A 15,066-nucleotide genomic window follows, 5' to 3' on the forward strand; every position below is an offset into this window, starting at 1 on the left:
TAAGCGTTCCTAAGTATATTTTTAGATACTATATTCCTTTCTTGGTAGTTCTTGCTAGTTTGAAAGTATTGAATACAATGTTCTTGCAAAATAAGGAATAGAAATGAAAGAACATTTTGATGTTACTGGGATGAGCTGTTCTGCCTGTTCCGCCAGGGTGGAAAAGGCCGTTAAAGCACTAAATGGAATTGATGACGTAAATGTCAATCTCTTAAAAAATTCCATGGTGGTTGATTTTGATCCGACCAAAACAGGCACAGAGCAAATTGAAGACGCCGTGAAAAAAGCAGGATATTCCGCAATCGTCAAATCTGAAGAAAGAGGCAAGGGAACAACAGCTTCTTCTAAACCTCAGGAAGACATCCAAGCAGAGGAACTCAAGAACATGGAAACACGTCTTTGGGTTTCTATCGTATTCAGCGTCCCTTTGATGTACATCGCGATGGCTCCGATGGTCGGATTGCCAAGTCCTTCTTTTTTAAGTGGACATCAGAACGCTGCCGTCAATGCATTAACCCAGTTTCTCTTAACCATTCCGGTAGTTTTTGTTAATTTCAAGTTCTTCAACATCGGATTCCGTTCGTTGTTTTCGCGAGCTCCTAATATGGCTTCTCTTGTAGCCATTGGTTCTGCTGCGTCCGTATTTTTCGGATTGTTTGCGCTTTATATGATGCTTATAGGCTTGTCAGCAGGTAATGAAGAACTCGTTGCTAAGTATGCTCATAATCTCTATTTTGATTCCGCCGCAATGATTCTTACACTCATTACCGTAGGTAAGTATTTTGAAGCAAGAGCAAAAAAGAGAACTACTAATGCTATTTCTAAACTGTTGGAATTAGTTCCGGATACCGCGGTCGTTCAAAGAGACGGAAAAGACATCGAAGTGTCCGTAGATGAAATCCGCCCGGGAGAAATCGTTGTTTTGAAAACCGGACAAAGAATTCCGGTTGACGGAGTTGTCAAAGAAGGAACCGGCTCGGTGGATGAATCTTCATTGACCGGAGAAAGCCTTCCGGTGGAGAAGGAAGCAGACTCAGCCCTATCTGGAGGAACCTTGGTCACACAAGGTCATTTTCTAATGCAAGTTACCAAGGTCGGAGAAGACACGGCCTTGGCTCAAATTATTAAGCTTGTAGATGAAGCTACTTCCTCAAAAGCGCCGGTGGCAAGATTGGCTGATAAGGTTTCGGGAATTTTCGTCCCGACCGTAATTGCGCTTGCCGTTATTGCCTCAGTGACTTGGATGCTTTTAGGATATTCTTGGGAATTTGCTCTCATGATTGGAGTATCCGTTCTCGTTATTTCTTGTCCTTGTGCGCTGGGGTTAGCTACACCGACAGCGATTATGGTTGGAAGCGGGAAAGGGGCTGAGCAGGGAATCTTATTCAAATCAGCTGAGGCGATTGAAAGCAGTGAAAAAGTCAATGCTGTTGTTTTAGATAAGACAGGAACGGTTACTGAAGGGAAACCATCCGTGACCGATATCGTGTTATTTAACGGCCAAACTCTGGATGAATTACTTCAAAAAGTTTATGCCGTAGAGAGTAAGTCCGAACATCCTTTAGCCACCGCTATCTCTAGCTATTGCGCTGAAGTTCAAATCTCTCTTTCTTCATCGTCAGATTTTAAACAAGTGTCGGGAAGTGTGTCCGGTACAGTCGGAAATGAGAAAGTTGAAATCGGAAATCTTAAGGCCCTAAACATTCAAAATAGTCAGATAACCGAACAGGCATTGTCATTGGCAAGGCAAGGAAAAACTCCGCTTATAGTTAAGATTAACGGTGCGACGAAAGGAATTATTGCGGTCGCCGATCCAATCAAGCCTGACAGCAAAATTGCCATAGAGGCTATGAAAAAAGCAGGTCAAGAAGTTTGGATGGTGACCGGTGACAATGAGGTAACGGCTAAGGCAGTTGCTTCTAAAGTCGGCATTGATCATATTGAAAGCGGCGTTTTGCCTTCCGATAAAGAAAAAATTGTCCGCAGACTGCAAGGCGAAGGCAAAAGAGTCATTATGGTTGGCGATGGAATCAACGATGCTCCTGCATTGGCTCGAGCAGATGTTGGGATTGCTATTGGAGCCGGTACCGATGTGGCAATTGAATCTGCCGATATCGTATTAATGAAAAATCGTTTGACTGACGTCGTTAATGCAGAAAACTTATCTCATTCAACGATGAACAACATCAGACAGAATTTGTTTTGGGCTTTCTTCTATAACATCATCGGTATTCCTGTTGCTGCCGGTGTGTTCTATCCGGTGCTTGGCTGGACGTTAAGTCCAATGATTGCGGCGGCTGCCATGAGCATGAGTTCAGTTAGTGTAGTCAGCAACGCTTTACGTTTAAGAGGCTGGAAACCGAAGTTAGTTTTTAACCAAGAGCAAAGAAAGGCAAGCAGCGGTAAAGCTGCAGTTATGTCAGTTGCACTCAAGCAAGAAGCCGCTTCTTCAGTTTCGCATTCCGATGCACATACAAAAGCTGTGATTATTGAAGGAATGATGTGTTCTCACTGCAGTTCTTCGGTGGAGAAAGGACTTGCTAAACTTCCGGGCGTTCAAAGCGTAAAAGTCGATCTAAAGGATCAGTTGGCAACGATTGTTTTTAACGGAGAGCTGAGCGATGAGACGATTAAAGCCACTGTTGAGAAGCTGGGATATCAAGTTGTGAAGATTGAGGATCTTGCCGCTCCTGAAAGGGGTGAGGTTTTGTCAAGAACTCAGGATAAGAGGAAATGCTGCCAAACTGAAAAGCCTGTTCTTCATACAAAGAAAGTTGTCATTGAAGGAATGATGTGTTCTCACTGCAGTTCTGCGGTTGAGAAAGGACTTTCTAAACTTCCGGGCGTGGAAAACGTTGAAGTAGACTTAAAAGATAAGCTAGCCGTCCTTCGTTATAAGGAAGTTCTCAGCGACGAGACAATTAAGACTACAGTGGAAAAATTGGGATATTCAGTTAAGAAAATAGAAGAATAATCAAGAAAAACGGGATGACGATTTACTTCGAATCCTCCCGTTTTTCTTTTCGAAAGGTCTGTTGACCAGTGACAGACCTAATCATTCAGGCATTTACAACCTAGCTATAAAATTTATCCAGCCTTGAAAAAGAAGGCTAGAGTTTTGGGAAGAGTCCCTCTTCTTTAGGTTTTAAGCCTTTCAATAGGTAAGTGCCTTGAGTTCCTTGACGACCGAGTACGGAAATTTGAGACAGGTTCTTACCATTGCTGGTTACAAAGGTAATGGCTCGCATTTTTTTGTTAGCCGAAACGTATGTAAAACGATAGCTATTTTGTCCTGGGATTTGGACGGGGCCGGCAATTATTCTCATTCCTTGTTGTTTGTAGCTCTGTGCCATTTTGTCGGCTGCGTCTTTAGCAGGAACGTCTGACGGCATAACAGTGATTAGAACACCCTCTCCAAACTTCTTACTGGCAAATAAAGTGGCATCTCCGCCTGCCGGTACGTTGACATCTTTAACTTTTTGAGCCATCCAATCATTGGTAAGAGGCAGGTCATAATATTTTGATTGGAAGTCTGCTGAAAAGGCAGGGGAAGCAAGAAGGCCGCTCACCAAGATGATGCCGGCGGTCACTGTGAAATTTCTGCGAAGCATATTTGTCTCCTTGGAATGTTTTAACTTCGGCAGCCATTCTACCTCTGGCTAGCTAAAGCTGGCTTCCTTAAAGTGTTCCTAAGAGTTTTTACCAAGCGTAAACGGTTCAACACTCAACGAGGGGTTGGGTGGGAGAACCGGAAGGGTATGAGATAATCTAAAAATCAAGATTAATTAACAATAGACTCAATTCTTAAATTGAAGAGAATCCTCCTTTTGACTGCCTTTTGCTGCACTGCCGTGTTTGCCTCTTCTGAGGATAAGCCTGTAGTTGTAGCTATCAACTCTGCCGTCAATCCTCTGCTCACAAAAGAATTTGTGTTCCAAACTATTGATACTTTGAAAAAGGCAGTTTCTCCCAGGCCATTGGAAGTGAAATTTTTGGAGCTTCCTCAATTAGAGCAGGATGTTAAGAGCAGAAAAGCTGATTTATTTCTTGTCACCAGCAACTTCATTAAAAAGTTTCAAACAGAAGGAGCTAAAGATTTAACTGTTGCTGCTTCGCCTTTTTCGAAGGACCCCAACAGGAGCGAGGCTTCCTTATTTATCGTAAAGGCCGACAGAGATGATTTAAAGAAAATTTCAGATCTGAAAGGAGCCCGAGTTTCAGCAGGTCGCCCAACAGCTTTCGGCATGTACATTGCCGGAATGGGAGAGATTGCCAGAGAAGGTTTTAATCCGAATACTTTCTTCTCCGTCTCTCGTTTCCATGGGTTGGATAGGGACAACATTATTCGAGATGTATTAAACGGAGACTCTGATGTCGGAATACTGCGAATATGTTATTTGGAAGATGCAATAAACCGCAAGATTTTGAAGGACTCTGACGTTAAGTTCATCAATCTTATTGAGGACGGAAAGCATGTGTGTAAACGCTCGACAGCCCTATATCCGAATTGGACCCTTGCTTCGATGCCTTCACTAGACGCAGGTTTGACAAGCAAAATTACGGTTGCTTTAATCAACCAGCCGCGTACAAAATTAGGAAATTATTGGCAGGTTGGAAGTGATTTCAGCGAGCTCGATAAACTCCAAGAACTTCTTAAAATCGGAACCTATGAGAAGGTCACAAAACTTTCAATCAGACGCTTTTTGTTGGATAACGTTCACTACTTCTTTTTTGCATTTTGCATTCTCGGAATGCTCCTTTCCTATTCTTACTTTTTGTCTCGAGCCGTAGGAAAAAGAACCAGACAATTGAAAGAAGCTTTACTGAGAGAAAAATTTTTAAATCAGGAAACAAAAACGGCACAAGAAAGAATGATGGCTCTGCAAAGAGCCGGAGTCGTTGGACAGGTTTCCGGGCTGCTGGCTCATGAATTGAATCAACCTCTGGGTTCATTAAATCTTTATGCAAGAAGTTTGATTCGAGCTGCCGATCTTCAAAAATTAACCAATGAGAAACTCATTGAGGTTCTGGACGAAATTAGAAAAGAGGCGGTTAAGGCCAGCGAAACTGTTCAACGAGTAAGAAGCTATGCAAAAGGAGAAAAATCAGAGAGAGCGGATATTTTTCTTGCAGAATTTTCTAGACAAGTTTTAAACGACTACTCCAAGCATTCCTCCTCAACAATTAAACCAAAGCTTGAAGTCTTTGCAGAGCCTCTTATTAGTGCTAACCGTTTGGAAATCGAACTAGTCCTAATCAACCTGGTAAGAAACGCTCAGCAATCACTTAAGACGCTTGATGTTAAGCATCCTTTTATTGAGGTTTCCGTGGGAGAGGAGCAGGGCGATGCCGTTTTAATCGTTCAAGATAACGGTGATATCTCAGAAGAAAAAATAAAGAATTTATCTGAGCCTATGAGTTCGGCTAAAAAAGAGGGGTTGGGGCTCGGTTTAGCAATCGTGAAAGCCATCGTTGAGAATCATGCCGGAAGCATAAGCTTTCAAAAATCAGAATTGGGAGGACTAAAGGTAATGGTTAGGATTCCAATTCTCAAGACAGAAAATAAAAATGAAAAAAAATAAAGTTGAACCACTAATTCGAATAGTTGACGATGAAGCATCAATGAGACGTGCTTTAACAATTCTCCTAGAAATGGAAGGTTGGAAGGTGACGTGTTACAGCTCAGCCAAGGAATTTTTAGCCGAAGATGCACCTTCAGTTCCCGGGTGCGTTATTTTAGATGTTAGCATGCCGGAAATGACCGGATTGCAGCTGCATTCACTTTTAGTCGAAAGAGAGTATGAGTGCCCGATCATTTTCTTAACCGGCCATGGAGACATCGAAATGGCTGTTGACTCGATGAAAAAAGGTGCTGTTGATTTTCTTCAAAAACCGATCAATGAAGAAAAGCTGCTTTCAGCTATAGCAAAAGCCATTGATTGGGATTTATCACATAGAGGTTGGACGGTTTCTCAAGAAGAGGAAATGGCCAGATATGAGTCGTTAAGCAAAAGAGAAAAAGAAGTCATTGGTTTTGTTGCCAAGGGACTGATTAATAAAGAAATTTCCCAGCGTCTTGGGTTATCGGAAAGAACTATTGAGGTTCATAGACTTTCTGCGACAAAGAAATTAAAGCTTAATGCACCAGCGGATATTGCGACATTAATTTCCCATCTGGAACAAGTATAAAAAAGCTCCGGATTTCTCCGGAGCAAGAGGTAATTAGCTAGTTTATTTTTTTTAGGAGTTATTTGATGTAGTCGGCGGCGCTCTTGCCGGCGATGCGTCCGAAAGTAATGATGTCAGCGACTGCGTTTCCGCCGATTCTGTTGCCGCCGTGGACTCCGCCTGTGACTTCACCGGCAGCGAACAATCCGGGAACCGGTTTAGCGGTAACGCCAATGACTTCGGCATTCTTGTTAATTCTCAAGCCACCCATGGTGTGGTGAATAGCCGGAGTGATCTGAATGGCATACATCGGAAATACGTTGTTAGGCGTAATCATTTCCGGACGTCCGAAAGCTTCATCTTTCTTAGTCTCAAAAGCCTTAGCATATTGTTCCATTGTGGCCTTTAAGTTGGCAGCCGGAACACCAATGCCTTTTGCTAATTCTTCGACATTGTTTCCCTTTACAGCCAGTCCTTGCTGAATGTATCCTTGAGCAAGCTTGTTTTTCTGTACTAGAGCGTTATCAATCAAGATCCAGGCTTTGCCGGTCGGTTGAGCTAAAACGCCGGCTGCAACGATATCTCTCGGCAGAAGTTCATTGATGAAACGTTTACCATCCTGATTTACCAAGTAAGCACCGCGGCCGCGCATAGATTCAGAAATCAAAATTCCTTTAACCGGAACCACTGTCGGATGAGCTTGGATTTCGCGCATATCAACCAGTGTAGCTCCAGCCCTAAGGCCTAAATCGATGCCTTCACCTAAAGCTCCCGGGTGGTTAGTGGTTGCAAACCCTTTGTATTCCGGTCTAAGAGACTCAATCATCTTGGCGTTAGCACCGAAACCCCCGGTTGCCAAAACAACGGCTTTAGAGTCGATGGTGTATTCCTTTTTATCTTTGCCGATAACTTTAACGCCGGCAACTTTACCGTCTTTGACGATGACTTCCGTTACTTTATTAGAAGGACGAATTTCGATTCCCGGAATGCTCTTGGCTGTCTTGTAGAAGAGTTTCATGATGTGAGCGCCGACAGCAGAACCATCACAAGGACCATGACCGCGGGCTACGGATTGACCGCCGCCTCTGCCCATTCTATGACAGAAATCTGCACCGAGAGAGAGCATCCAAGCTTCTGCTTCTTTAGCATTTTCTCCGAGAGCCAAAGTCAATTCCGGATTGTTGAGGTAATGTCCGCCTTTTTGAGCGTCCAATGACATAGTCATAGCGCTGTCATGAGTGATGCCGTTTTCAAGCTGCTGAAGTGTTCTTGCAGCATTCATGCCTCCTTCTGCACGATTGGTGTTGCCGCCGATAATTGGCATTTTTTCAAGCATAATGACTTTCTTGCCTGCTTGGGCTGCTGTAAGAGCAGCAGACATTCCGGCGCCGCCCGAACCGACAACAACCAAGTCAGTTTCTTCGGCAAATGCAAAAGAGCTAAATGCAATTGTGCACAGGGAAGCGATTAAAAGACGTTTCATTATTTTCTCCTTGAAAGATTCATCGTTATCTCGATGATTGAATTTTTTCATGGGGAGGTACTTAAGTACCTTGATCTAGGTCAATGAACGTTCAATTATTTTTGTTAGCACAAAATTTAGGCGAGAAAAGGAAGAAAAAGGGTATGCAGCAGGAAAGGAGAGAGGAGGGCAGTCTGCCGTGGTAGAGGAAATTAAATGAATTGAGCTAACACAAAGCTACGGCAAGAATGACTAACTTTTTGAATTTCTGTTAAAAATTCGTGCAGTCAATTAATCAAGCTACCGGTTTTATTGCTGAAGTCTTAAAAAGAAAACGGCCGGCGAAAGCCGGCCTGTTCAGAAATATCTAAGGACTAGATAGATTCTTTTTCCATGTTAATTGCACCGCACGGACATTCTGAAGAACAAATGCCGCAGCCTTTGCAATAGTCATAGTTGAAGATATAAGGAACGTTGTCATCACCGGTCTTAATAACGGCGTTGTCAGGGCAGACACCGTAGCAGTTATCACACTGCAGACAGTTGCCGCATGACATGCAGCGTCTGGCTTCAAACAAGGCATTCTCTTCAGTCAAGCCATGCTGAACTTCATCGAAGGTGTTTTGACGGCGAACCATGTCAAGCATCGGACGCACAGTCTTAGGAGCATCGGAGTAGTACCAAGTGTTGAGCTGGTCGAAAGTAACAATCTGATGTTTCGGAGGAACAACAACTTCTTTGCCGTTCAAGAATGCATCAATAGCTCTGGCAGCTTTGTAGCCGTGTCCGATAGCCACGGTAACGTTTCTTTCTCCTGGAACCATATCGCCGCCGGCATAAATGCCTTTAACGCCGGTAAACATGTTGGAGTCAACAATGACGCTGCCGTTTTCAATCTTCAAGCCTTCTACGGACTTCAGCAATCCTAAGTCAACGTTCTGGCCTAAAGCCAAAACTACGGCATCAGCCTTAACGGTTTCAAACTCTCCGGTAGGCTGCGGATGACCGTTTTCATCCAGCTTCATCTTTTCGATCTTGATTTCTTGACCGCTGTCTACTTCGGAAATAGTAGACAGCCACTTGACGGAAACGCCTTCCTGTAAAGCTTCTTCAACTTCAAAGTCATGGGCTGGCATCTTGTCGCGGGTACGGCGATAGATGATGAGAGGTTCAGCACCCAATCTCTTAGCGGAACGAGCTACGTCGATAGCAGTGTTGCCGCCGCCGTAAACAACGACTTTACGGCCGAGCAGAGGTTCTCCTTCTCCTTCCATGCTTCTCAGAACAGAAACGGCATCAAGCATATGCTTAGCATCTCCGCCCGGGATATAAGCACGTTTGGCAAGGTTAGCACCAACTCCGAGGAACACGGCATCATAGCCGTTGTTCTTCATTTCGTCGTTTACATCCATGACGGTCGTGTTAAGTTCGAGCTTAACGCCGAGGTCAAGAATTCTTTGGATTTCTTTATCCAAAACATGTCTTGGAAGACGATATTTAGGAATACCGTATCTCATCATGCCGCCGGCTTGGGGACTGCCTTCCTTAATAGTGACGTCATGTCCTTTTAAGGCCAATTGGTAAGCAGCTGAAAGGCTGGCAGGACCGGAACCGACAACCAAAACTTTCTTGCCGGAAAGTTTCTTAGGTTTAACAAAAGCGTATCCGTTCTCGATAGCATGGTCGCCAAGGAAGCGTTCAACGGAGTTAATGCCGACGGACTCATCCAAGCATCCTCTGTTGCATGCACCTTCACAAGTGTGATAACAAACACGACCCATACAGGCAGGAAGAGGGTTGCGTTTTGTCAAATGACGCCAGGCTTTTTCGTAGTTGCCGCTTTCGGAATAGAAAAGCCAGCCTTGAATATCTTCGCCTGCAGGACACTGATTGTTGCAAGGAGGAAGCTTATGAACATAAGCCGGGCGCAATGTTCTCCAGCTGCCGGTTCTGTTTTCCAGAGAGCTTCCGACATCAAGAGTAATAGCAAAAGGTTTTTTCACGATTTATCTCTCCTCGTTATAGTCTGTCTGCGCGTTCGTCAGCCTGAACTGCCGGAGGCATTGGTTCGCTTCTTTCATCACCAAGAAGACCGAAGCGGCGAATGTTTCTTTCAGCAATTGCTTTAATTCTGATCAAGGCGCTTTGATCGGCCTTCGGTCCGAATAAGTGAGCGTAGCGTTTCTGCAGCTTCATGTAGTCTTCGACAGGAGCAAGTTTTCTGATCTTAGTTACGTTAGTGATCTCGCCGTATTCAGCTTCGAAGACCGGGAACAAGCCGGATTCTTGTGCCAAGCGGGCAAGTTTAACGGTGTCTTTGGAGGCAGCTCCCCAGCCGAGAGGGCATGGTACCAGTACGTGAATATAGCGGGCACCGTGGAAAGTCATGGCTTTCTTAACTTTTCGTTCCAAGTCGCGTAGGTCTGCGATACTGGCTGTAGCGACGTAAGGAATACCGTGAGCCATAGCAATCAGCGGAACTTCTTTCCCTTGACCGAAAGCGTTGCCAGGATGTGAGCCAACGATCTGTGTTGTGGCAGTACGGACAGCCGGAGGTGTAGCAGAAGACCTCTGAACACCAGTGTTCATATAGCCTTCGTTGTCGTAGCAGACATAAAGGACGTCATCATTTCTTTCGAACATACCTGACAAACAGCCGAAGCCGATATCGGTAGTACCGCCGTCACCGCCTTGGGCAAGGACACGGACCAAAGGACCGCCGTTCTTTTTTGCTTTAACCCGCATAGCGGCTGCCATACCTGTACCGACAGCCGCAGTATTGCCGAAAAGAGAGTGGAACCATGGAAGCTGCCAGCTGGTTTCCGGATAAGGAGTGGAGAACACTTCCAAGCAGCCTGTAGCGTTAGCGGCAATCAAATTGCCGTCAGTCGCTTTCATGGCAGCGTCAACCGTATAGCGAGCGCCGAGTGCTTCACCGCAGCCCTGACAGGCTCTGTGGCCGGAGTTCAGGGAGTTGAAGCGTTCGATATTTGCCTGTCCGGATCTTTGAGAAGGATCCAATAAACGGTTACCGACAGTAAAAGTGCCGGTCTGATAGAACTTAATTTGATGTTCGCTCATTAGATGCCTCCTTTATGGATGCTGACGGAGTCACGAACTACTGCTTCAGCAAGAGGTCCTGTGTGACGATCTTCTTTTTCGCGTTTCAATTGTTTTTCAACGAGTTCTTTATCCAAATCCAAGAAATAAAGTTCCTCAAGTTCGCCGTTCATAGCTTTATTGAAGACATCTTTAAGACCTTTCTTTGTAATTGGACGGCCGCCTAAGCCGGCAATGACGGAAAAAATGTCTAGGTCCATCTTGCGGGTAGCACGGATAACATCATCAGTGACTACACCGCCGATTCCAACCTGCAGTGCACGGTCGATAACGACAACTTTCTTTGCTCCTTTCAGGAGTTCAGCGAGCTGTTTATCCGGGAAGGGACGATAGGATTTAATGCCGATTAAGCCAACCTTCTTACCTTCCTTTTCCATTTCATCGATAGTGTCTTTAATCGTACCGATGACGGAGCCTAAGGCCAGAACAATGGTGTCTGCACCTTCAATCTTGTATGGGCTTAGCAAACCACCGGATTTGCGGCCGAAGGCCTTTTCAAAGTCTTCGGAAGCTTTTTCAATGGCTTGAAGAGCTTCAATAGTATGGTGATGGAACAAGTAGCGAACTTCGGTAAAGGCTTCAGGACCGACCATCGCTCCGATGGAAACCGGATGATTTACATCGAGCTTCTGTCTTGGATCGTACGGAGGAAGGTAAGCATCCACCTGCTCTTGTGTAGGAATGTCCATTCTTTCATAAGCATGGGTCAAGACGAAACCGTCCATGCAGACCATGATTGGAATGGAAAGTTCTTCGGCAATCTTGAATGCCTGAATGTGCATATCAACGGCTTCTTGATTGTCTTCTGCAAAAATTTGGAGCCAACCGCTGTCTCGTTGAGATAAAGAGTCAGAGTGGTCATTCCAAATGTTGATAGGTGCGCCGATTGAGCGGGATGCAACGGTCATCACGATTGGAAGTCCCAAACCGGATGCGTTGTACACAGCTTCTGCCATAAACAGCAGTCCCTGAGACGCAGTAGCGGTGTAAGAACGTGCACCTGCAACGGAAGAACCGATGGCCACACTCATTGCGGCGAACTCGCTTTCAACGTTGATGAATTCGCAGTCTTCCAACTTACCGCTTCCGGTTAATGCACCAAGGGCTTCGACAATGTGAGTCTGCGGGGAAATAGGGTAGGCGCAAATAACTTCCGGACGGCAGAGTGCAATTGCCTGAGCGACGCCTTGAGAACCTTGAATTTGCTTAAGCATTCTTAGGCCTCCTTCATCTTCTTTTTAGCTTCAAGAACAAAGTGATAAGCATCGGCGGCTACAAGACCGTTAGCTTCAGCAACTTTGCCCTTGTATTTAGTTTTGAACGCTTCCTGAATGCTTTCGAGCTTCAATTTGCCAGTAAGAGCGGCAAACCCAGCAAGCATAGCTGCACCAGGAAGAGGACGTTTGATGTGCTTCATCGCATATTCCGTCGCAGGAAGAGTAATAAGGTGGCCCTTAGGTAGTTTAGTTGCCAAGTCTTCCAGTCCTAATTCTTCGACAGAATGAGAGCTGTTAATCAAAACATATCCGTTTGGTGTCAATCCACCGAATACGTTGACGCTTTCGAGAAGGGTACGGTCCTGAATCAAGACTGCATCCGGCTCCATAATCGGTTCTCTTAAGCGGATAGGTTCATTGTGAACGCGGGCAAAAGCAACTACCGGTGCACCGGTTCTTTCGCTTCCGAAACTTGGGAACGCTTGTGCATAGTGACCTTCAGTAAATGCTGCAATGGAGAGCATTTCGGCTGAGGTAACTACACCTTGGCCTCCTCGGCCGTGTAGACGAATCTGAAACACTTTAGTTCCTTTATAGTTAGTTATTGGGTTTACTTAATTAATCTTTCTGCTTCTTGAAGACGAATCTTAATTCTTCCATCGACGGCAATGGGTTCTCCGTCTTTATCACTAATCATTAACGGATTGATGTCCAATTCATCAACAAACGGGAAGTCCTTAACCAGCTGAGAAAGTCTTAGAAGAATATCTTTAATTTGGTTAATGTCAGCAGGAATCTCCCCTCTGGCACCCTCAAGAAGCTTGTAAGCTTTGACGGACTTAATCATGTCAAGGGCATCAAGATCGCTCAAAGGAGCAAGTCTGAAGGAAACGTCTTTCATGACTTCCACGAATACGCCGCCTAAACCGAACATCATCATCGGGCCGTATTGAGGATCGGTTGCGATACCGCAGACCATTTCTCTGTCGCTCTTAACCATTTCCTGAATGATGACGCCTTCCATACCGTCAAGGAGATTCTTAGCTTTAAGCTTATTGACCATGTCAGTATATTCAGCTCTAAGCTGGTCAGCGTTTTCGATACCTACACGGACACCGCCTACATCTGTCTTATGAGAAATCTTCTTAGAGTTAAGCTTCATGACAACCGGATAGCCAATCTTGTCGGCTAAAGCGATGGCTTGGTCTAAATCTTTGGCTTCTCCGTCTTTGCACACACGAATGCCGTATGCGGACAAGACTGCAAGACTTTCGGCGGTTGTCAGCTGTTCTCTTCCTTCATAAAGGACGGAGGAGAAAACAGATTTAACTTTTTCGGATTCGACTTTAAATTCAGGGAATTTTCCTTCCGGTCTAGCGATCCATTTTCTTTGTTGGTTCAAGCGGTTCAATCCTTCGACAGCTTGTTCTCCAAACATAAAGAACGGGATATTTACTTCCATTTCAGAAATCTTCTGGAAGAAGTCTTGAGTTGTCATGAAGACTCCGACAACCGGTTTAGAAGGATTCTCGGCTTTGATTTCCATGATGGCTTTAGCAACATCAATGTCTTTCAAACCCAAGAACGGCAGGTAAATGACAACAACCATGTCTACGCCGTCGTCAGCAAGTACAGTCTTTAATGTCTGCTTGTAGTGTTCCAACGGAGCGGAAGCAATCATGTCAACCGGGTTCTTGACGGAGGCTGCCGGTGGAAGAAATGCGCGAAGATTATTCTTTGTTTCTTCGGACAACTGAGCCATTTGCATACCGTGTTCAACTACAGCATCGGTACACATAATTCCGGGACCGCCGGAGTTAGTGACGATGGCAACGCGATCGCCTTTAGGAATCGGGCAATGACTGAAGACTTTAGCGGTGTTGAATAAGTTTTCTAAAGAGAACTCACGAATAACACCGGATTGTGCTAAGAGGGCTGCTGCGGCCTTGTCGGCACCGGCCAAAGACCCTGTGTGAGAAGAAGCTGCAGAAGCTCCGGCTGCAGAGCGGCCAGCTTTAAGAGCCACGATAGGTTTCTTTTTGGTGGTTCTTGTTGCCAAAGTTCTGAACTTCTGAGGATCAGCAATAGATTCCATATAAAGAAGAATCTGATGAACATCGTCAACATTTTCCCAGTATTCAATAGCGGAGTCAGCATTGACGTCAGCTTGGTTGCCGATTGAAATGAACTGGGCAAAACCGATATTCAAATCTTTAAGGATATTTAGAATACCGCCACCGAGAGCTCCGGACTGAGAAACGAAACCAATGTCTCCGCGAACCGGGAGAGTTTCGGCAAAGCAAGCGTCTAAGCGGACCTTCGGATCGGTGTTTACAACTCCCAGGCAATTTGGGCCAACGCAAGTCATTCCGTATTCATGAAGTTTGGCGACTAAAGCTTCTTCTAACTGTTTCCCTGCAGGACCTGTTTCTTTGAAGCCTGCGCTGATAATTACAACGCCCTTGATGCCTTTTTGATGGCATTGGTCGATTGTTGAAAGAACAAACTTGGAATTAATAACGATAACGGCCATATCGATAGGGCCGGGAACATCCAAAACGGATGGATAGGCTTTTAAGCCTTGAATTTCAGAATCTTTAGGATTAATCGGGTAAATCGTTCCAGAGTAGCCGTATTTCTGTAGATTCTTCATGATATCGAAACCAATGGTGTGCTCTCTGGAAGATGCACCAATGACTGCCATCGAGGCAGGACTCATGATTTTGTCCATTGCACTTACTGACATCTCATTCCTTTTTTAGTAGAGGCTAAAAATTATCAAAAACAAATGCTCAGTCAACAAGGGACTATAACCATCGTTTTGAGGAACAAGATGGTTTTGATCCCATCGCAGGTCAATACTTAGCTGACCTGGTATTTTACAAGCAAACTAATGTGTAAATATTTCACATTATGAAAATCAAATTTATAATTTGAAATTAGGTTTGTACTTTAATACTAAACAGTTGAATTCTGAAGACAAGTTGTTACTAAGATTTAAATTTTTTATACCGGATTCTCGGTAGTGGAGAGAGAAAGAAGTATTCAGAAAAGAGGAAAGAACTTTTCAAGTCAAAAGCAGCGAGAAAATTGCTAGAT

General features: G+C 44.7%; 10 protein-coding genes. 3 read left to right on the forward strand and 7 right to left on the reverse strand.

Features of this window, described 5'->3' with window-relative positions:
- The first annotated feature begins 103 nt into the window (after positions 1-103).
- Positions 104-2,974, forward strand: coding sequence for a heavy metal translocating P-type ATPase (locus ADH67_RS05155; protein WP_066591994.1), 2,871 nt, complete (start codon positions 104-106; stop codon positions 2,972-2,974).
- Positions 2,975-3,110: 136 nt separating this feature from the next.
- Here the strand turns inward: ADH67_RS05155 and ADH67_RS05160 are convergent, their stop codons facing one another.
- Positions 3,111-3,611 carry a Tat pathway signal protein gene (locus ADH67_RS05160; RefSeq protein ID WP_066592007.1) on the reverse strand — a complete coding sequence of 167 codons (501 nt, stop codon included), beginning with the start codon at positions 3,609-3,611 and terminating at the stop codon, positions 3,111-3,113.
- Positions 3,612-3,827: 216 nt separating this feature from the next.
- Here ADH67_RS05160 and ADH67_RS05165 point away from each other — a divergent pair, with 216 nt between their 5' ends.
- Positions 3,828-5,582 (forward strand): sensor histidine kinase, encoded by a 1,755-nt coding sequence (locus ADH67_RS05165; RefSeq protein WP_143597726.1) that lies wholly within the window; start codon positions 3,828-3,830, stop codon positions 5,580-5,582.
- Positions 5,569-6,189 carry a response regulator transcription factor gene (locus ADH67_RS05170; RefSeq protein ID WP_066592012.1) on the forward strand — a complete coding sequence of 207 codons (621 nt, stop codon included), beginning with the start codon at positions 5,569-5,571 and terminating at the stop codon, positions 6,187-6,189. The genes ADH67_RS05165 and ADH67_RS05170 overlap by 14 nt, the downstream gene beginning before the upstream one ends.
- Positions 6,190-6,247: 58 nt before the next feature.
- On the opposite strand, the gene ADH67_RS05175 is transcribed toward ADH67_RS05170, so the two are convergent.
- The 6 genes from ADH67_RS05175 to ADH67_RS05200 all read right to left on the reverse strand — a co-directional run bounded on the left by ADH67_RS05175 (position 6,248) and on the right by ADH67_RS05200 (position 14,713).
- Positions 6,248-7,651: an FAD-dependent oxidoreductase gene (locus tag ADH67_RS05175; RefSeq protein ID WP_066592015.1), complete on the reverse strand. Its 1,404-nt coding sequence runs from the start codon at positions 7,649-7,651 to the stop codon at positions 6,248-6,250.
- A gap of 353 nt (positions 7,652-8,004) precedes the next feature.
- Positions 8,005-9,633 carry an NAD(P)-binding protein gene (locus tag ADH67_RS05180; RefSeq protein ID WP_066592017.1) on the reverse strand — a complete coding sequence of 543 codons (1,629 nt, stop codon included), beginning with the start codon at positions 9,631-9,633 and terminating at the stop codon, positions 8,005-8,007.
- Between the two features lie 16 nt (positions 9,634-9,649).
- Positions 9,650-10,711, reverse strand: coding sequence for a thiamine pyrophosphate-dependent enzyme (locus ADH67_RS05185; RefSeq protein ID WP_066592020.1), 1,062 nt, complete (start codon positions 10,709-10,711; stop codon positions 9,650-9,652).
- Entirely contained in the window at positions 10,711-11,964 is a 1,254-nt protein-coding gene (locus ADH67_RS05190) for a transketolase C-terminal domain-containing protein (RefSeq protein WP_066592027.1), read from the reverse strand. Before ADH67_RS05190 ends, ADH67_RS05185 begins: the two co-directional genes overlap by 1 nt.
- A gap of 2 nt (positions 11,965-11,966) precedes the next feature.
- On the reverse strand, positions 11,967-12,548 hold the full coding sequence (locus tag ADH67_RS05195; protein WP_066592029.1) for a 2-oxoacid:acceptor oxidoreductase family protein: 582 nt from the start codon (positions 12,546-12,548) through the stop codon (positions 11,967-11,969).
- 29 nt (positions 12,549-12,577) lie between these two features.
- Entirely contained in the window at positions 12,578-14,713 is a 2,136-nt protein-coding gene (locus ADH67_RS05200) for an acetate--CoA ligase family protein (RefSeq protein WP_066592030.1), read from the reverse strand.
- Positions 14,714-15,066: the final 353 nt, after the last annotated feature.

The organism is Turicimonas muris (assembly GCF_002221595.1).
Classification (GTDB): Bacteria; Pseudomonadota; Gammaproteobacteria; order Burkholderiales; family Burkholderiaceae_F; genus Turicimonas; species Turicimonas muris.